We start from the raw sequence: 18476 nt of genomic DNA, 5'->3' as shown, positions 1-18476 counted from the left end.
GAGTAGGTTCTTGAGGCTAGAGCCTTGAACCTCTTCCACGTCCTAAGGACGTGGTTCTTATGTGTAATAGAATTTATTGAAACTTCTCCGCTGCTCGAGCCAACGGTCTCAGGCCCCAACCTCATCTCATTGGGTTAGCCAATTAGTTGACTAAAGCACTTTTTAAGTACAAGTAAAAAATAAGCTTAAATACGTGCAGATGCTTTAGTCATCACATTAGATAAAATTGGCATTAAGATTTTCTTTATAGGAAAAGGCAAGTCAGCAGCTCCAGCTTCAACTGCAACATCAGCATGATGCTCCTCGTCGATCTTCATTTGCGTTAGAATTGCTCTACTCGCATGATCTCCTTCTGGAAGTTTTTCTAAATGACTATCAAGGTGTCTAACCACCTGATCTTCAGTTTCTTTAACAAAGCCCAAGCTCCATTTATCTCCCGCCACTCCTGCGGCAGCGCCAATTCCTAAGGAGCCCAAGTACCAAACGGGACTTAGATAGCTTTTATGGGAACCTAGCTCATCTAGGCGCTTTTCACACCAATTCAGGTGATCGTTCTCTTCCATCGCCGAGATATTCATCTGTTGCTTAATCTCTTCAGATTTGGACATAAGCGCCTGACCTCGATAAAGCCCCTGTGCGGAGATTTCCCCCGCATGGTTGATACGCATCAAGCTTACAGCCTTTTTGCGGTCATCCTCAGATAACTCACCAGAATCAGCTATCCCAGCCGAAGGATTAGGTCTGTCTGTAGTAGGTGCAAGCGTATGAACAGTGCGTAATGCCTGATCGACCTCATGTAACAACCTATCTACTAGATTCAGTGTTCTCACGTTTTCACCTTGATATCAAACTATATAAAGGCCCTTGTTGTAACCAAAGGTTGCAATCAAAGGCCTGTCAAAAATTATTTGTTTTCTTCTTTAGCAAGAAATCTAAGTACTTCCATCACTTTGTCATTACCGCCAGCCATATAGGGGCTCGTTCTGTATTTTCCATTAATAATTACACTGGGAACAGATTGAGCCTGAGAACTCGCAGAGATCTCTTGAGCACGTTTCAATTTAGCCTGAAAAGCCATTGAATTTCTAACGCTATTCACTTGCTCTTCTGTAAATCCTTGCTGTACAAAGAAACGATTAACTGCATCAGGATTTCTTAGACGACGTTTCTGGTCATGAATGGCTTGAAAAATACGATTTACTAGATCTTTCTCACCTTTTGGATCCAACAAATCAGCAATATAAAAAGTATTTGCATCGGCGGACCAGCTAGGATTTAACATTGCTGGGACTTGTTTAAATTCAACATAACTTGGATGATTCTTTTTATATTCAAGCATCAAAGGCTCTAAAGTGTAACAGTGCGGACAACCCAACCACATTAATTCAATTACTTCTACTTTTCCCGGCTCAGCATCAGTCTGCATTTCAGGAAATATTTCTACGTAATGCTTACCTTCTTCAAACTGAGACTCAACTTTTTTAGTTTCTGGCATAGATTCTGACTTAGCTGCTGCAACTGTTTCTGTTGCTGGAGCTGCAACTTTTTTAATCTCCACTTTTTTTGCATCTGATGAAGCTGATCCACAAGCAGTAATAAACAAAAGAGACAAAGTGGTAAGAAGCGAAGTTTTATAAATTGTTTTCATTAATTGAGTCCTGTTAGGTATATCTATTTAGGACTATGATGATATCGCATAGTTCAACCCATAGAAATAAGCTTTTGATTAACTATTGGTAATGATTTGTAAAATTCAGACGAAAAAAAAGGCAACTATAGTCACCTTTTAATTATTTCGATATTATAAAAATATCGAATTTTTTAAATTATTTATTAATTACGTAATCCAGAAATATACTCGGCTACCGCATCCATTTCAGCGTCAGTCATTTTCAACGCAACGTTACGCATCATTTTACCTGTATCGTTTGCACGTTTTGAGGATTTAAAATTCATTAACTGAGTAACTGTATATTTAGCGTGCTGACCAGATATTTTAGGAAATTTTGCTGCTGGATTACCTGAACCTGTAGGACCATGACAGGCAGCACATGCAGCAACGCCTGATGATACAACGCCACCCTTATAAATGGCTTCGCCTTTAGCGATCATTTCTGGATTAGCAACGCCAGGTTTAGCTTTTACTGAAGAGTAGTAAGCTGCTAAATCTGCAACATCTGAATCAGATTTAATCCCTTTTGCCATAGCCGTCATACTTGGATCAACACGTTTGTCTGAACGAAAATCATGCAATTGCTTAGCCAAATAGGCTTCACCTTGACCCGCTATTTTCGGCCAATCCGGATTTACCGAATTTCCGTCAGCACCATGACATGCAGCACATGTAGCACTTACCGCTTTACCGTTAGCCGCATCAGCTTCTTTCTTAACTTCACTAGCTCTTGCAGTTAGATTGAAACTTAAAGTTGCAAGCAAACCTAACATTACTACTATTTTCATCAAACATACTCCTAAATACTTGTATACTTCTCGCCAACTAATAAGCTGGCTCAACAGCCGCGATTTATATCACATCCTTTACCAGACATCAAAGACAGAGATCAATTATGAGTGCTTTTTATCAACAAGCAAAATTTTTACAAAGTGCTTCTAGCGTAAATACGCTACCCCCCGAATTTGGCAATGAAGTTGCTTTCGCTGGACGTTCTAATTCTGGCAAATCAAGCACATTAAACAAACTCTGCCAACAAAAAAGTCTAGCTCGTACAAGTAAGACTCCGGGTCGAACTCAGCTAATTAATTTTTTTGGCCTTCCCGGAGATAAATTTCTAGTGGATCTTCCTGGATATGGATACGCTAAAGTCCCGGAAAAAGTCAAACTGCAATGGCAGCAATTTATTGAAATCTATCTAACACAGCGTTCACCATTAGCTGGACTTGTGATCATGATGGATATTAGAAGACCCATGCTAGAAAACGATATGAATATGCTTAACTGGTCTAACTCCAGAAACCTACCTGTTCATGTTGTTTTAAATAAATCTGACAAACTAAAACATGGACAAGCCAAAAGTGCTCTATTAAAGACTCAACAGCAACTAAAACAAATTAATCCTGACTACACAGTCCAAATATTTTCTGCTTTAAAAGGCATAGGAATAGACGACCTCGAGAAAAAATTAAATATTTGGTTTGAGAACGAACCTAATTGACAATAGAAGACACTTAGTAGCAACAACAAAAATCCTAGAATAATAAAACACAATAAATCGCAGCCATAAAAAAACCCCGCGCAGTAGGGGGCTACCGCCGGGGTCAAAATAACAGGTCTGGATTGGGGACACCAAACCTGTGTCCGCAAGGAAAATAAAGAACACCGGGCTTAAGTGTTCATAATGTTTACTTTCCCTTGCTTGCGGATAAACACAGATAACTGAATAGCTTCAAATTAACTGCATGTATCTATAAAACTACAAATTTGAACTTCAAACAACGTTTAACTGATGAAGTTATTAATTACTAGGATAGCTGGCAAATGACTAATCTGCAAGTATTGACTAATAATAAGTTATACAATTTGTACTTTTTATTTAATTATCTACCTCAAAAGATCCCCACGGATCATCTTTTTCAACCTCTGGCTCACTCACTATTGCAGGCTGTCTATCAATTTCTCGATACATGCCAGCACTTACCTGCCCTACTTCTGCGACACATTTTTTAATTAAACCATTACGTACATATTCCATTTGAACTTTGGAACCCATCCGTAAATTTCCAATCATACTTTTCAGATTAGAACTATTGGTCACTGTCGCGCCATTTATTCGGGTAATGATATCACCCTCTTTAATTCCAGCTTTATCCGCTGGCGATAAAGAAACCACACCAGAAATTAAAGCACCCTGACCATCCGGTAAGTTGAAAGCTTTGACGAGTGCCGGCCTAATATCCTGAATTTCAATACCAAGCTGACCTCTTTCAACACGACCGTTCTGAACTAATTGATCGGTAATATTAATAATCATGTCTGCTGGTATTGCAAAACCTATACCAACATTACCTCCAGACTTACCACCAAGGATTGCTGTATTTATACCTATTAGCTCACCTCGAAGGTTAACTAGTGCGCCACCCGAATTACCAGGATTGATTGGCGCATCTGTCTGGATAAAGTCTTCATAATCTTCAATACCCAAGCCTGTTCTGCCGAGTGCACTGACAATCCCAGAAGTTACTGATTGACCTAATCCATAGGGGTTTCCAATTGCTACAACAAAATCTCCAACTCGAGAGGGCTTACCAGAGGCTACAACCATCGCTGTTAATCTATCCGGTTGTATCTGGATTACTGCAACGTCGGCTTTAAGGTCTTTACCAATAATTTTTGCATAAAATTGGCGCTTGTCCTTGAGTGTAACGATGATTTTATTGGCATTCTCAATGACATGGGCATTTGTAACCACATAACCATTTTGTGCATCAATAACAATTCCAGAACCTGTCCCTATCGGTTTTCCAGGTTGAGTAGGTACATTTTTACCAAAGAAATGCCGATACACTGGATCTTTTACGGGAGTTCCTGAAGAAGTATTTTCCGTAGAAATATTAACCACAGCCGGAGTAATTCTCTCTAACATATCTGCTAGAGAAGGTAAGGGCTGCCCATTTACAGCTACAGGCAATTTTGCATTTGCTGTATTCAAGCAACTAAAAAGAGCTAAAGTAGTGACAAAAAATAGTGAAGCAGCTTTGTTTAAAACCATCATTTACCCGTTAAAGTGTATTGCGTAATACTTAAATGTTATAAGTTATATTCCTATCGTGGCTTCCAGTCAAATTTCTTCTCCATTTCTTTATAGAATTTTTTATCCTTGTCAGTCTCTGCAGGCGGTGTTGCAATCTGAATGACAACGTATTCATCACCACTCAGATCGGTACTGGTTTTGCCCGGCAAACCACGACCTTTAATACGCATTTTCTTACCTGAAGTAGAGCCTGCCGGTATTTTTAGTTTCAATTCACCTGATAAGGTTTTGATATTTGCACTCGTTCCCAGTGCCGCCTCCCAAGGCGCTATAGGTAGATCCAGATAAATATCTTTACCTTCTCGCTTAAACAAAGGATGCTTATTTAATTCAATTTGTAAATGCAGATCTCCACCTGTAGAGGCTTTACCCGACAAACGAATTTTCTTACCTTCTTCAATTCCTTTGGGAATTTTTACCCCAACGCTTGTGCCATTAGGTAAGCGCACGCGTTTACTATTACCTAAATATATATCTTCCAGATCAACATAGAGCTTCATCACCTCATTCGCGGGTTTTGCCCTTTGTTGATAACCTTGCTGATGCGAACCGCGTTGATGGCCACCTTGTTGAAAACCTCCACCAAACATGGATTCAAAGAAATCACTAAAACCACCAGATGAACGACCTCCGCCTCCAGAAAACTGATTAAAGTCAAAACCGCCTTCCCAACCAGGAGGCGGATTAAAGCTTTGTCCATTTTGCCAATCAGCACCCAAATTATCATATTGAGCGCGCTTAGTTTCATCGCCTAGTACTTCATAGGCTTCGTTTACTTCTTTGAAACGTTCTTCCGCATTAATTTCTTTACTCACATCAGGATGATATTTCCGCGCTAATTTACGGTAACTTTTCTTTAAATCAGCTTGGTCGATATCACGATCTACCCCAAGAATTTTATAATAATCTTTGTACTGCATTTTATTGCCATTTACCTATGTTTATATTGCTTATATGATGGTATCTACCTTTAAAAAATCAAGCTTTGACTAAGGACTATCATGAAATCATATAAGCTCTTTATTTCACTTGCAGCACTTTTGGGCCTGCTTGCCGTAATCATAGGCTCTTTAGCCGCCCATGCCATTGATAAAGGGTTAACTCCGGAAGCACTTGAGAGAATTTATACCGCTCAGGAATACCAGTTTTATCATGTAGCTGCACTATTGAGTGTTGGCATACTCGGCTCTCTTCATAGAAACCAGACTTCTGTACTCCTCAAGCTTGCAGGCTTATTCTTTTTATTAGGGATTTTATTATTTTCTGGAAGTCTGTATGCCTACGCACTAACCGGCAATGCACTTTATGGATCAGTGACACCTTTCGGTGGAATATCGTTTATCTTGGGATGGTTCTTTTTGATGATATTTGGAATAAGCAAATAAGCTAAATCAAACCACACCTGAACGAAGATTCTTTGCCCCAAGCAAAGATATTGCAAGAGAGACTATTCAATATTCATCACCTGCTCTCGCATCTGCTCGATTAATACTTTTAACTCTACTGCACTTTTTGTAGTTTCTGCATCATTAGCTTTAGAGGCTAGCGTGTTCGCTTCCCGATTGAGCTCCTGCATCAGAAAATCAAGACGCCTGCCGATTGGTTCGTCTCTTTCGAGGACAGCTTTTAGTTCTTCTACGTGTGAATCGAGTCGATCTAGCTCCTCATCAACATCTAATCGTTGAAACAAGTAAACCAGCTCTTGTTCTAATCGATTATTATCAACCGTAACATCAAGCTCAGAAAGTTTCTTCATTGCTTTTTCACGCACTGCGGCGTTTACTTCAATACGTCTTTGTTTTACTGCAACTACAATTTCAGAGATGGAATTGACCCGCTTTAAAATTAATACTTTTAAACGTGCCCCCTCTTCTTGACGGGATTGTATTAAACCATCCACTGTTTCCGTAAATAGCTTTTTCGCTGCATCAACATAAACACTCAGATCGTTTTGATTCTCTTCCATGACGCCCGGCCAATTGAGAATATCCATCGCAGAGAGGCCAATAACCTTCTTCGATAAGGATTCTATTTTATGCTTGGCATCGAGTAAGTCTTTTATGACTTGTTCATTAATCTGGATTTTCCCTTTAGCTTGATTCTCTTCTAATTTACAGATTAATTTCGCATCAACTTTGCCTCGGCCTAGTTTCTGTTTAAGCTGATCCTTTAGGCTGTTTTCCTCGGAATGAAAACCTTCTGGGAGATAAATACTGGCATCTAAAAAACGATGATTTACACTACGAATCTCCCAAATCAAGACGGTACTATCCACTGTAATCTCACGATTCGAAAATGCTGTCATGCTTTTTAACATTATGACCTCTATGGTTTTTTTACTTATTAAGATCCAATATCTGCTCTTGCAATAGACCAGACACCTACTTTTTCAACGCCCTCAGCTTTTAAAAGCCTTGCCAGTTCATTGGTGGTTGCTCCTGTTGTTATCACATCATCAACAATAACTATATGCTTAGCAACTGGCGGATCGAGTACTTTAAAACAGCCTTTTACATTCTTTAACCTTTGCTGTTTATTTAGATGAGTCTGCGCCTCGGTGTGTTTCTCTCTACTAACCTGATCAATGAGCAAAGGAATTTTCTTTTGCTTTGCAACATCTCGAGAGATTTCCAATGATTGATTAAACCCTCTTTTTGCTAAGCGAGAGTTATGCAATGGAACAGGCAATATCGCATCAGGCAGAGTCATATCTGAATTCCTTTTGAGTATCTCTGAATCTAACAGACTCGCCAAAATAGCAGCTGACGACAATTGCTGCTGAAATTTCATTTGACCGATAAGATAGCTCACAGGATTTTCATAGTGGAATAAACTAACGGTATAATCAACCTCTGGGGGATTTTGAATACACTGTCCGCACAAATCATTTGGTGTATTGATGTTTTCTAAAGGAATTCCACATTGCTTACAGGCATGTTCGATACGAGGAAGACTATCCTCGCAGGCTTTGCACAGTGAAATATCTCGCTTTGTAAAATCACCACAGAGTAAACAATTTGACGCTAAAACTGATAGTTTAATGGTCATTCACCAAAAAAAGTCGCTACAAGTAGGGGGGTGTATAAAAAGTGTATTAAAAATATATATTATATATGCTCGCTGTATTTAAGGAACGAGTTTCTCCTATAATCTTTCTACTATAATCCCTGACCAACAGTATAATAAGAAACGCAAGTTACTAAAGCGTCTCAATGCATAAAAGGATATTTTGATGAGCGAATCAGAGAACACACTTACCCATTTCAACCAACAGGGTGAAGCACACATGGTGGATATCGGTAATAAAGATATCACAAAACGAATTGCCGTCACTGAAGGCCGTATCTTGATGAAAGCCGAGACACTTCAACATATTTTAGAAGGCAATAATAAAAAGGGTGATGTACTTGGAATAGCTCGTATAGCGGGGATAATGGGCGCGAAAAAAACTCCCGATCTGATTCCGCTATGCCATCCTCTTTCGTTAACACACGTGGATATTACCCTTGAAACTCAACTGGAACCACCCGCTGTTTATTGCAAAACCGAAGTGGCTACCAGCGGCAAAACAGGTGTTGAAATGGAAGCCTTGAACGCCACGCAAGTCGCACTTTTAACTATTTATGATATGTGCAAAGCTGTCGACAAAGGCATGGTGATTGATGGTGTTCGACTACTCAAGAAAACCGGCGGAAAATCTGGAACCTGGGAAGTAGATTCTTAAACAGAAAGCACTAGAAATAACTAAAGAAATAACTAAAGAAATAACTAAAGAAATAACTAAAGAAATAACTAAAGAAATAACAAATTAGTAAAAACCCTCTAAAAGTAGGGGGGTGTCATTTATAAATACCAAACTAGTAACCTTTGGTATTTTCCTCTACCCAACGATCAGCCCCTGTAGTAAGCGCTTCTTTCTTCCAGAATGGAGCTTTATGCTTTAAATCTTCCATAATAAAACGACAAGCATCAAATGCCGCGCCGCGATGCGCTGACCAAACAGCTACTAATACAATAGATTCGGCTGGAAAAATCTCCCCCACTCTATGCACAATCAATGTGTTCTGTAGCGGCCATTTTTCAGTCGCCTCATCAACGATCAGATTCAGTTGTTTTTCAGTCATGGCAGGATAATGCTCCAAGGTCATACTCTGAACATCATCACCTTCATTGAAATCCCTCATGGTGCCAACAAAATTAGCTGTCGCTCCATAATTGGTCTGACCTCGCATGCTCTCTGTTTGATATTCACTTTGTAGTTGCAAAGGATCAAATGGAGAATCCACAATGATAATTTTTCGCAAACTATCCACCAGTTACTGGCGGGAAGAACGCCACCTCATCACCATCAGCCAATAAGGCTTGAGGATTTGTATACTCTTGATTTACTGCTACTAATAAATTATCAGGAAAGCTTTGCTGCCCTGTTGAATTTATCCATAGTTGCTCAACGCTTAGTGAAGATGAAGTTTCTTCTGGGGGGAAATCAATGACATCAGCTCCACGCCCTATTTCTTCTCTCAAGCTCGCAAAATATAATACTTTAATACTCATGCGCAAAATGTAGCATAAAAAAAGACCTCCGTAGAGGTCTTTCTAGAAAAGCATTTAGAGTTGATTTAATGGATCTAACGATTGATATGCTGAACCGAAATTATCGGCTCTATATCTATTTCATCGCCGAATTTTTCTTTGGCAAATTTAGCCGCCAAGGTTCTTTCTCGGAAGAATCGATCTTCGCCAATTTTCTCCATTAAACCGGAGCGGGTAAAGGCATCGCGCATCGTGCGTTTTGCTCTCGCAATATATAATTCAACCCCCGCTACTTCCATTCGCTCAACTATTCTTGCTAAGGTTTCTTCACCCGTTGAATCAATCAAATCTACTGATTCGAAATCCAGAACCATCACTTTCAAATTAGGTTTTTGCGCCATGCTATTAAGCACTTTACCTTCTAAATAACCGGCGTTAGCAAAATATAAATCACCATCGTAGCGGAATATAGAAACGGTATCGCTGGTTTTTAGATCAAATAGTTCGGCACTTCTTAAACTACCATCCTCATGCCGCCCTACTTCTACAAACCTTGGGCTCATTGTACGATATAGAAATAGTCCTAAGGACAATAGCACGCCAGCCATAATTCCTTTTTCTAGATGTGGAGCGAAAAACAGCGTAGTGATGAACACAGCAACAGCCACAAAACCATCATGGCGATGGACTTTCCATGCATGCACGATTGGCTCGATTTTGATCAAATAAAACACTGCGACCATAATTACTGCAGCTAAAGTTGCCTGAGGTAAGTGATATAATAAAGGGGTTAAAAACAGCAAAGTAACCGCTACCAGAATACCCGTAACGATTGAGGAAAAACCAGTTCTAGCATCTGCTGCAAAATTTACTGCCGACCTCGAAAATGAACCCGACACTGGATATGCCTGAAACATTGACGCCACAATATTCGACAGTCCCTGCCCTACTAATTCCTGATTCGCTGACAGCCGTTGACGAGTTTCTGAAGCAATCGCCTTTGCAACTGAAATAGCTTCAACAAAACCTAATAAACCAATAACAGCAGCTGAAACAACCAAATTCACCATCTGACCAAATTCTACATCAGGTATTTTAAATCCAGGTAAACCACTTGGTACCACCCCAATGACTGCGCCTCCTCGTGATTCATATCCAAGAAAGAAGGAAAGTAAGGTGCAAATCACAACTGTTATCAAAACATTGGGTAATCTTGGCGCAACTTTTTTAATATAAACGAGTAAGAAAATGGAGAATATTCCCATGACCAATGTAGTCAAATGCGTTTGCGGAATATCCTGAATCAAGTTCCATACAGTCACATAATGATGATCGCCTTTTCTTGTTTCCAGTCCAAATATCTTACTCAGTTGTGAACTCGCTATGATAATTGCTGCGGCATTGGTAAAGCCTACAACAACCGGATGAGATAAAAAGTCAACGAGGATACCGAGTCGCAAAAAGCCAAGTGAAGCCTGAAATACACCTACCATAAAGGCGAGAGCAGCAGCGTAAGCTAGGTAACCATCAGGACTAGAAATGGCAAGCGGTTCGAGTGCCGCAGCAGTCATTAAGGAAACAATAGCTACTGGGCCAGTTGCCAACTGCCTTGAAGACCCAAAGACTGCAGCAAATATGACTGGTAGAAAAGAAGCGTATAAACCAACATAGGCTGGCAAACCAGCCAACTGAGCGTAGGCCATTGACTGGGGGACAAGAACCAGAGCAACCGTTAAACCGGCAATTGCATCCGATTTTAAGGTCCCTGCATCTTTTAATTCACCAATCCACTCCTTGAAAGGAGTTAACCTGTTAATGAAATTTTTGAGGATGGATGTAAAAGCACTTTCCATAGGATTTCTCTATGCTTATTTTCTTGAAATGCATCAAAAAGCCCTAGCAAAAAACACTTCGTTTGAAGCTGAGCTACAATTCTGCAGCATGACTCTCCCAGTCATTCAAGTTCGCGCGATTATAGTTTAAAGCCATTGTTTTTTCAGATGTTTTTAATTATCAGCAAGAAATAGTCAAACACTCTATCTACACATAAATATGCCTATTGAATCCGTATATCCCATTAGATATACAAACAGGGATTTTCATAAACTCTAAAAACCCTTATTAATTCAAAATACAGTGGTTAAAAACAGCAATCTATACTACTTTTAGCTTACTCATATCTTTCCCTCACCATCCCTTCACTTAATAGTTCGGCTAATTATTAGCAGCAGGTTATTAGGAGCAAGCAGTATGTTAAATACAATGTTCAGTAGTTTTTTAGGCTCAAGCCCCAATTGGTTTAAAATTACTGTACTGGCTTTTTTGGCGCTTAGTTTTCCAATCACGTTAGTATTGGGTAAAACAGTTGCAGGTTGGGCATTCATTGCGATGTTCATACTCTCTTTAGCGATGGCTCTTAAATGCTACCCATTACAATCTGGAGGCTTGCTCGCCATAGCAGCCCTACTCTTGGGCTTAACATCACCAGAAACCGTCTGGCACGAAATTCAGCAGAATCTTGGTGTAATCTTACTGTTGGTTTTCATGGTCAGTTTTATCTACTTCATGCAGCCGCTTCTTATTTATATCTTTGGCAAAATTTTATTAAAGGTTGAAAATAAAATTGTGTTGTCGTTGATGTTTTCTATTTCTGCAGCAGTATTATCAGCATTTTTAGATGCATTGACAGTAACTGCCGTTTTAATTACCGTTTTCGTTGCCTTATATGGTGTTTACGAAAAAGTACATTCAACGGTGGGGATAGATTATAACGACAACGAAACCTTTGATCGTCAGGAAATGGGCGGAGATTCGCTCGAAAACTTCAGGGCATTTTTACGTTCATTAGTCATGCATGGCGCTGTAGGTACAGCACTTGGTGGCGTAACAACTTTAGTCGGCGAGCCACAAAACCTCCTTATTGGTGAGAAGATGGGTTGGGACTTCTTAACTTTTGCTGCTGAAATTGGACATGTTTCCATTCCGGCGCTAATTGCTGGTTTATGCGTCGTAGTCACTACCGAATTAACGGGAACTTTTGGTTTTGGCGGAAAACTAGAACCCAATGTAAGGGCTATATTGAAAGGCTTTATCGAAGAAGAAAATTCAAAAAAAACCCAAAAGGAAACCTATGCTCTAATCATTCAAGGGATTTGTGCAGTTTTGCTTATATTAGGATTAGCCTTTCATGTGATGGAAGTTGGCCTGTTTGGATTGATGTTACTCGTTTTAGTAACAGCATTGACGGGTATTATTGAAGAAAAACGTATTGGGCACGCTTTCGAAGAGTCACTTCCCTTTGTATCTTTACTGGTTATCTTTTTTATTATTGTAAGCCTGATTCACGATCAACATTTATTCACACCGATTGTTAACTGGGTACTAAGCCTACCTGTTGAACAACAACCACGGGCATTCTTTCTTGCCAATGGAGCCTTATCTGCAATCAGTGACAATGTATTCGTTGCTACTGTCTATATCACTGAAGTTAAGGCTGCATTTGATGCCGGTAGTTTTTCACGTGAACATTATGATGCTCTTGCGGTAGCCATCAACACCGGAACAAACCTGCCCAGTGTTGCAACGCCAAACGGCCAAGCTGCATTTTTATTTCTGCTAACTTCTACACTCGCACCAGCGATTCGTTTAGGTTATATGAAGATGGTAATCATGGCCTTACCCTATACGATAGTTCTGACTGCCGTGGGTTACTTCGCACAATAACAAGTTCTTAAAAATATCATGCTCAACAAGAACTATTGAACATGATGAAAATATAAAGAATACAAAAGTCACCCCCCTACTTATAGGCACTTTTTTAAAAAGTGCCTATAAGTAGGGGGGTGACTTTACATATAATATTAAGTACTTAGTTAAAAGTGTTTATTCAACCGTTACTGATTTAGCTAAATTACGTGGCTTATCCACATCTGTACCTTTAAATACAGCAACATGATAAGAAAGTAACTGCAATGGAATCGTATAGATAATCGGAGCAATACTCTCTGGTACTTCATCCATTTCAATTATTTGAATATTATCCTGTGGTGTTATTCCTGATGTTTTATCCGCAAATAAATACAAAACCCCACCACGAGATCTGACTTCTTCAAGATTGGATTTTAGTTTCTCTAACAAGCTCGTATTTGGCGCAACAGCAACAATAGGCATTTCACTATCTACCAATGCTAGCGGTCCATGTTTAAGCTCTCCAGCAGGATAAGCTTCAGCATGAATATAAGAAATTTCTTTGAGCTTTAGAGCACCTTCCATAGCCACAGGGTATTGATCACCACGACCCAGGAACAAAGCATTATTCTTTTCAATAAAGTGTTCTGCCATTTCTTCAATAGCTTTATCGTGCTCAAGCGCTTGCTCAATCAAAACAGGAAGCTTTTTTAAGTCTTCAACTAATGATGCAACCGCCTTAGTTTTTCCATCTTTGGCTTGCATTAACAAACCTATTAGAATTTTCAAGGTTACCAATTGAGTCGTGAAGGCTTTGGTTGAAGCAACTCCAATCTCTGGGCCAGCAATAGTCATCAAAGAGAAATCAGACTCTCTTTGCAATGAACTCTCAGCAACATTACAAATACTTAAACTAGCAAGACAACCGTCTTGCTTAGCCTTTTCAAGTGCGGCTAGGGTATCTGCTGTTTCACCTGATTGTGATATTGTAACAAACAGCATATTTTTGCGTGGAACCTGACGCCTATAGCGATACTCACTGGCGACTTCGACCTGACACGGGATATCAGTAAGACTCTCCATCCAGTATTTAGCTATCAAACCAGCATGGTAACTTGTACCACAAGCAATAATTTGTACTTCCTCTACTTGCTTTAGAACTTCTGCAACATTTTCTCCCATGATGCATTGTTTGATGCTATCAATATCTAAACGATCTTCTAAAGTCTTCTGCACCGCCTGAGGCTGCTCATAGATTTCTTTGAGCATATAATGGCGGTATTCACCGAGTTCTGATTCCAAGGAACAGGCATTAGATTGCCTTACTTCACGCTCAACTATATTTCCCGCTTCATCTTCGATTGTGACATCTTTTAGCGTTAAGGTTGCTATGTCGCCATTTTCCAAGTAAATAAAACGGCTAGTCACCGGTAGTAAAGCTTGCACATCGGAACTGATAAAGTGCTCACCAAAACCAACCCCTATCAACAAAGGGCTGCCTTCACGAGCACTAATTAATACATCCGGATTATCGCTACTAATAACACCTAGTGCATAAGCACCTTTAAGCTGACTTATAGACTGTTTAACCGCGTTAAATAAATTTGTACCGTCAACTAGATTTGATTCGATCAAATGAACGATCACCTCTGTATCTGTTTCTGATTCAAACTCATACCCTTTTGAAATTAAATCAGCACGCAGCTCTTCATAGTTTTCTATAATTCCATTGTGAACAACTGCAACTCGATTTTTACTCATATGAGGATGAGCATTTCTTTCCGCAGGCTCTCCATGAGTCGCCCAACGAGTGTGAGATATTCCAATATTTCCTATTTGAGGAGAATCAATAAGCTTTTTCTCAAGCTCTGCTACTTTTCCTAATGCCCTGACTCGCTGAATATTATTTTCAGCATCCAGGAGAGCAACTCCAGCGGAGTCATATCCTCGGTATTCAAGTCTTTTAAGACCTTCTATCAAAATTTCAGTCACTGGGCGTTGAGCGATTGCTCCGACAATTCCACACATTTTATATTTTCCTATTTATTCTTGGTCGGCCGCTGCCAGCCTTTTAAAGTAAGCTGTTTTGAACGAGATAAAGTTAATTCATTTTCAGGAGTGTTTTTGGTTATTGTTGATCCAGCTCCGATAGTAGAACGGTTAGCAACGGTTACGGGTGCAACTAGCTGAGTATCTGAACCTATAAAGACATCATCACCTATCGTTGTCTGAAATTTATTTACACCATCATAGTTACAGGTAATTGTACCCGCGCCAATATTGACATTATCACCCATCACAGTATCACCAATATAACTCAAGTGACTTATTTTACTGCCTTTACCTATAATAGATTTTTTGATTTCAACAAAATTACCTACTTTAGCTTCATCAGAAAGAACGGTATTTGGCCTTACTCTTGCAAACGGCCCAACTGAACATTTACTGCCTATCTTTGCCGATTCAATTACCGAGTTAGCATGTATTTCTGAGTTATTGCCAATAACAGCATTTTCAATCACACATCCTGGATGAATAGTTACGTTGTCACCTATTTGGTTATCTCCAATAAACACGTTGTTTATATCAATAAATACATCTTTTCCAACAGTTACTGTGCCACGTACATCAATTCTGGATGGATCAGCAAGTGTTACACCTTTTAACATCAGTTGTTCAGCCTGTTCGCCCTGATATGCTCTTTCTAACTGAGCTTGCTGAATTCTATTATTAACGCCCTGCACTTCATTGTGATCATCACAGACTGCAGCTTCGACTAAGCCACCTTCTGCAACAGCCAAAGCAATACAATCAGTAAGATAATATTCTGCTTGATTATTATCAGGTTTAATTTGATTTAACCAACGCTTAAGGTCCTTGCCCTTAGCAGCTATAAACCCTGTATTGATTTCATTGACTAACTTTTGATTCTCATTAGCATCTTTCTCTTCCACGATCGCACTAATCTTAGAGTTTTCATCCCTGATTATTCGTCCATAACCACTAGGATCATTTAGCTTAGTAGTAAGAACACTCAGTGATGCATCAGATAGTTTTGAAACCAGTAGATTTAAAGTTTCACTTTTTATTAATGGCACATCTCCATAAGCAATGACAACTATATTGTCATCAGGAATACTATCATGTGCCTGGAGAACAGCATGACCTGTTCCTTTCTGCTCAGCTTGCAACACCCAATCTATATCAGAATCAGTTGTTTGCTCTTTAACTAAATCACCACCATGCCCATATATGATTATTAGTTTTTCATGATCTAATTGTCGACAACTATCTATAACATGCCGCAACATGGACTTTCCACCAATCTGATGTAAAACTTTTGGTAGAGACGAATTCATTCTGGAGCCTTGACCAGCAGCAAGAATAATGGGGAGTAATTTCATAGTGACTTTTGTGAATTAAAGATAATGATTAAATTATAACCAAGAATCGATCAATTCAGTATTATATATATGATAAAAGAAGCAGTTGTGTAGACAACTGCTTCTAAGGGAGGTTAATGCCTAACTGATAAAACTAATAAGTCTTACAACTAGGTTTATATGGTGACAATTGAGCGCCCCAACGATATTCTAGTGGCGCATGAGGGTCAGAGATTACTTTGCCAGAAGACAAGTTTTGGCGTAAATCTCTTAGTGGAATATAGTATTCTTCCCCTAAGCTCATTTGCACCTTACAAAATTTGTTTAGCTCCGCTAACTCAGCAGGCTTAGGTGTTTCTACGGAAAATAATGCCTTTGCCCATCGTTGTGGTTGCGTCCAATGCTTATATTTTTTATTTTTCTCATAATGATTTTTGACTGCATTGAAAAAAGCTTTTAATCGCCTATCTCTTGATGGGGTAGAGTAATTATTATACTCAGTTCGATTCATGCAACGACGGCCGGCTTTACGAATCTTTTGTAAATGCCAAAGAGCATCGTAGACATAAATACTTCGATCATTAGCATACATACACATTGCAATCAGAAGCCTAAGTGTTTTTTCATCAGGTTTCTCAACACGAGAACCTAAAGCACTTGAAATAATATCTGTAAATTTCACATAATCCTGTTTGACTGATTGCGCTATATCAAACTGCTCTATGTCATAACCCGGTTGTTTTTCGGCAGATTTACGAATATTTTGTGGTTGCTTGAAGCGTCTATATCCATCAGATTTATTCTTATAATCTTCAGGAACATAAAAGGGAAATGAAGGAATACGATCCAGATATCTAGGGGCTTGGGGCGTAGTGGAAGACATTACCTCAGCTATTCCAGTATCTGTTATATTAACAATTTGATACGAATGCACATCAGGCGCCACATATACATCACCTGGTTTAATATCGTCTAAAGCTATTGGATATGTATCATTCTCTAATGAGCGAGTACTAGTCAGATTAGCAACGTGTTCCATAAACTTTCTTACACGTTTAGCTTCTGAAAGTTTATCCCAACGAGTCATACCATTACTGATAGTTCGACCACGCTTACTAGGATTATTAACTACGAATGGAAGTTTATACTCATAGGCGAAAACTAATCGCATAGCATAAACAGCATCTGCACAATCATGAGAAAACTTATAATAAATGGGCTTTTTTTCATCCATGAAAAATTCTTCAGTCCAGTTATTTTTCACCCAATGCTGATAACGTTTCTCCCATACCTGATCCCAAGTATTTTCAGACTTCCAAACCATCGCATAAGACGAATTACTAATGCATAGTAATATTAGTAAACTTAACCCTTTAATCAATTTTTTGATATTCAATTCCTTTACGACCACCTTAGCATCCCCCAACTCTAATGATCACTTATTAGCTAATAAGTTCAAATACAACTTCAAGAAATACATACGTATAAAACTAAAAGTTGGTTTCAAAAAAAATGGGACTAAGAATTTCTCCCTAGTCCCATTTTAATCTCTGACGAATCAGAGACAAACTATTAAATCAATAGTTTAGCGCTTCATGAAACGCTGAAGTGCGCTACGAGTACCTGGTCCAACGATTCCGTCGATAGGTCCTTTGTAGTAACCTTTAGCTTTCAACTTACGTTGTAGAGCGTAAACGTCAACTTGTGGTTGAGCTGGCTGAGCCATACGCTTTTGCTGACAAGCGTAGTGGTGACGATGGTTACGATTTGTGTATTTGTGAGCGTGGCTCTTAGTTTTAGCACATGCTGGAGCTTCTGGGTGGTAATGGAACCAGCGATTTGCTGGAGCTTTACGTACTGGAGCTGGAGCTGGAGCTGGAGCAACATAAGGAGCTGGCTCTGCTGCGATTGGAGCTGCTACTACTGGAGCTGCTGCTTCAACTTGCTGCTGAGATCCAGAAACCTGAGATCCACCTTCTACTTGAGCTTGTGAACCACCAGAAACCTGTGAACCACCAGAAACTTCTTGTTGTGAACAACCTGTTACAAAAACGCCTGCCATTACTAATGTTGCTAATGAAAGCTGATGTTTAATTTTCATATT

At 39.3% G+C, this 18476-nt stretch carries 18 protein-coding genes; 4 read left to right on the top strand and 14 right to left on the bottom strand.

Translation table 11 applies throughout. From position 1 onward, the window contains the following. Positions 1–185: 185 nt before the first annotated feature. The 3 genes from coq7 to Q1A31_RS03140 form a co-directional block, all read right to left on the bottom strand. Positions 186–830, bottom strand: a complete 645-nt coding sequence (coq7, locus tag Q1A31_RS03150; RefSeq protein ID WP_299872211.1) for a 2-polyprenyl-3-methyl-6-methoxy-1,4-benzoquinone monooxygenase — start codon at positions 828–830, stop codon at positions 186–188. Positions 831–904: 74 nt separating this feature from the next. After that, the gene (locus tag Q1A31_RS03145) at positions 905–1648 is read right to left on the bottom strand and encodes a thiol:disulfide interchange protein DsbA/DsbL (protein ID WP_299872209.1); all 744 of its coding nucleotides are present in this window, start codon (positions 1646–1648) and stop codon (positions 905–907) included. Between the two features lie 185 nt (positions 1649–1833). Next, a complete protein-coding gene (locus Q1A31_RS03140; RefSeq protein WP_299872207.1) occupies positions 1834–2460 on the bottom strand; it encodes a cytochrome c in 627 nt (208 codons plus the stop codon). Between the two features lie 107 nt (positions 2461–2567). On the opposite strand from Q1A31_RS03140, the gene yihA reads away from it, so the two are divergent. Further along, positions 2568–3173 (top strand): ribosome biogenesis GTP-binding protein YihA/YsxC, encoded by a 606-nt coding sequence (gene yihA / locus Q1A31_RS03135; RefSeq protein ID WP_299872204.1) that lies wholly within the window; start codon positions 2568–2570, stop codon positions 3171–3173. 378 nt (positions 3174–3551) lie between these two features. Here yihA and Q1A31_RS03130 read toward each other — a convergent pair whose 3' ends face one another. Both Q1A31_RS03130 and Q1A31_RS03125 read right to left on the bottom strand, forming a co-directional pair. After that, a complete protein-coding gene (locus Q1A31_RS03130; RefSeq protein WP_299872200.1) occupies positions 3552–4667 on the bottom strand; it encodes a trypsin-like peptidase domain-containing protein in 1116 nt (371 codons plus the stop codon). A 113-nt stretch (positions 4668–4780) separates the two neighbouring features. After that, the gene (locus tag Q1A31_RS03125) at positions 4781–5689 is read right to left on the bottom strand and encodes a DnaJ C-terminal domain-containing protein (protein WP_299872199.1); all 909 of its coding nucleotides are present in this window, start codon (positions 5687–5689) and stop codon (positions 4781–4783) included. Positions 5690–5770: 81 nt separating this feature from the next. Here Q1A31_RS03125 and Q1A31_RS03120 point away from each other — a divergent pair, with 81 nt between their 5' ends. Then, positions 5771–6154: a DUF423 domain-containing protein gene (locus Q1A31_RS03120; protein WP_299872196.1), complete on the top strand. Its 384-nt coding sequence runs from the start codon at positions 5771–5773 to the stop codon at positions 6152–6154. Between the two features lie 62 nt (positions 6155–6216). Here the strand turns inward: Q1A31_RS03120 and Q1A31_RS03115 are convergent, their stop codons facing one another. Beyond that, a complete protein-coding gene (locus tag Q1A31_RS03115; RefSeq protein WP_299872194.1) occupies positions 6217–7086 on the bottom strand; it encodes a YicC/YloC family endoribonuclease in 870 nt (289 codons plus the stop codon). 26 nt (positions 7087–7112) lie between these two features. After that, the gene (locus Q1A31_RS03110; RefSeq protein ID WP_299872191.1) at positions 7113–7817 is read right to left on the bottom strand and encodes a ComF family protein; all 705 of its coding nucleotides are present in this window, start codon (positions 7815–7817) and stop codon (positions 7113–7115) included. 184 nt (positions 7818–8001) lie between these two features. Between Q1A31_RS03110 and moaC the strand changes: the two genes are divergently transcribed. After that, positions 8002–8493 (top strand): cyclic pyranopterin monophosphate synthase MoaC, encoded by a 492-nt coding sequence (moaC, locus tag Q1A31_RS03105; protein WP_299872188.1) that lies wholly within the window; start codon positions 8002–8004, stop codon positions 8491–8493. A gap of 133 nt (positions 8494–8626) precedes the next feature. Here moaC and Q1A31_RS03100 read toward each other — a convergent pair whose 3' ends face one another. From Q1A31_RS03100 to Q1A31_RS03090, 3 genes are all read right to left on the bottom strand, one after another. After that, positions 8627–9082 (bottom strand): molybdenum cofactor biosynthesis protein MoaE, encoded by a 456-nt coding sequence (locus Q1A31_RS03100; RefSeq protein WP_366942959.1) that lies wholly within the window; start codon positions 9080–9082, stop codon positions 8627–8629. Continuing rightward, positions 9075–9323, bottom strand: a complete 249-nt coding sequence (moaD, locus tag Q1A31_RS03095; RefSeq protein ID WP_299872182.1) for a molybdopterin converting factor subunit 1 — start codon at positions 9321–9323, stop codon at positions 9075–9077. The genes Q1A31_RS03100 and moaD overlap by 8 nt, the downstream gene beginning before the upstream one ends. Positions 9324–9397: 74 nt before the next feature. After that, complete coding sequence (locus Q1A31_RS03090) at positions 9398–11155, bottom strand: SulP family inorganic anion transporter (protein ID WP_299872178.1); 1758 nt, start codon at positions 11153–11155, stop codon at positions 9398–9400. Positions 11156–11552: 397 nt separating this feature from the next. On the opposite strand from Q1A31_RS03090, the gene nhaB reads away from it, so the two are divergent. Further along, complete coding sequence (gene nhaB, locus Q1A31_RS03085) at positions 11553–13025, top strand: sodium/proton antiporter NhaB (RefSeq protein ID WP_299872175.1); 1473 nt, start codon at positions 11553–11555, stop codon at positions 13023–13025. 159 nt (positions 13026–13184) lie between these two features. On the opposite strand, the gene glmS is transcribed toward nhaB, so the two are convergent. From glmS to Q1A31_RS03065, 4 genes are all read right to left on the bottom strand, one after another. Beyond that, positions 13185–15017 carry a glutamine--fructose-6-phosphate transaminase (isomerizing) gene (gene glmS, locus Q1A31_RS03080; protein ID WP_299872172.1) on the bottom strand — a complete coding sequence of 611 codons (1833 nt, stop codon included), beginning with the start codon at positions 15015–15017 and terminating at the stop codon, positions 13185–13187. Between the two features lie 11 nt (positions 15018–15028). Continuing rightward, on the bottom strand, positions 15029–16393 hold the full coding sequence (gene glmU / locus Q1A31_RS03075; protein ID WP_299872169.1) for a bifunctional UDP-N-acetylglucosamine diphosphorylase/glucosamine-1-phosphate N-acetyltransferase GlmU: 1365 nt from the start codon (positions 16391–16393) through the stop codon (positions 15029–15031). Positions 16394–16526: 133 nt separating this feature from the next. Further along, positions 16527–17768: a hypothetical protein gene (locus tag Q1A31_RS03070; RefSeq protein ID WP_299872166.1), complete on the bottom strand. Its 1242-nt coding sequence runs from the start codon at positions 17766–17768 to the stop codon at positions 16527–16529. Positions 17769–17957: 189 nt separating this feature from the next. Next, entirely contained in the window at positions 17958–18473 is a 516-nt protein-coding gene (locus Q1A31_RS03065; RefSeq protein WP_299872163.1) for a peptidoglycan-binding protein, read from the bottom strand. Positions 18474–18476 lie beyond the last annotated feature (3 nt).

It is taken from the genome of uncultured Cocleimonas sp., assembly GCF_947495625.1.
Lineage (GTDB): Bacteria > Pseudomonadota > Gammaproteobacteria > Thiotrichales > Thiotrichaceae > Cocleimonas.
The sequence above is the reverse complement of the archived record's forward strand: the minus strand, read 5'-3'. Positions and strand labels throughout refer to the sequence as shown.

Bases quoted from the DNA above. Each gene is read 5' to 3' on its own strand.
- Q1A31_RS03090 (WP_299872178.1), bottom strand. From the start codon at position 11,155: ATGGAAAGTGCTTTTACATCCATCCTCAAAAATTTCATTAACAGGTTA.
- Q1A31_RS03120 (WP_299872196.1), top strand. From the start codon at position 5,771: ATGAAATCATATAAGCTCTTTATTTCACTTGCAGCACTTTTGGGCCTG.
- Q1A31_RS03065 (WP_299872163.1), bottom strand. From the start codon at position 18,473: ATGAAAATTAAACATCAGCTTTCATTAGCAACATTAGTAATGGCAGGC.
- Q1A31_RS03145 (WP_299872209.1), bottom strand. From the start codon at position 1,648: ATGAAAACAATTTATAAAACTTCGCTTCTTACCACTTTGTCTCTTTTG.
- nhaB (WP_299872175.1), top strand. From the start codon at position 11,553: ATGTTAAATACAATGTTCAGTAGTTTTTTAGGCTCAAGCCCCAATTGG.
- glmU (WP_299872169.1), bottom strand. From the start codon at position 16,393: ATGAAATTACTCCCCATTATTCTTGCTGCTGGTCAAGGCTCCAGAATG.
- yihA (WP_299872204.1), top strand. From the start codon at position 2,568: ATGAGTGCTTTTTATCAACAAGCAAAATTTTTACAAAGTGCTTCTAGC.
- Q1A31_RS03110 (WP_299872191.1), bottom strand. From the start codon at position 7,817: ATGACCATTAAACTATCAGTTTTAGCGTCAAATTGTTTACTCTGTGGT.
- Q1A31_RS03125 (WP_299872199.1), bottom strand. From the start codon at position 5,689: ATGCAGTACAAAGATTATTATAAAATTCTTGGGGTAGATCGTGATATC.
- moaD (WP_299872182.1), bottom strand. From the start codon at position 9,323: ATGAGTATTAAAGTATTATATTTTGCGAGCTTGAGAGAAGAAATAGGG.
- Q1A31_RS03140 (WP_299872207.1), bottom strand. From the start codon at position 2,460: ATGAAAATAGTAGTAATGTTAGGTTTGCTTGCAACTTTAAGTTTCAAT.
- glmS (WP_299872172.1), bottom strand. From the start codon at position 15,017: ATGTGTGGAATTGTCGGAGCAATCGCTCAACGCCCAGTGACTGAAATT.
- Q1A31_RS03115 (WP_299872194.1), bottom strand. From the start codon at position 7,086: ATGTTAAAAAGCATGACAGCATTTTCGAATCGTGAGATTACAGTGGAT.
- moaC (WP_299872188.1), top strand. From the start codon at position 8,002: ATGAGCGAATCAGAGAACACACTTACCCATTTCAACCAACAGGGTGAA.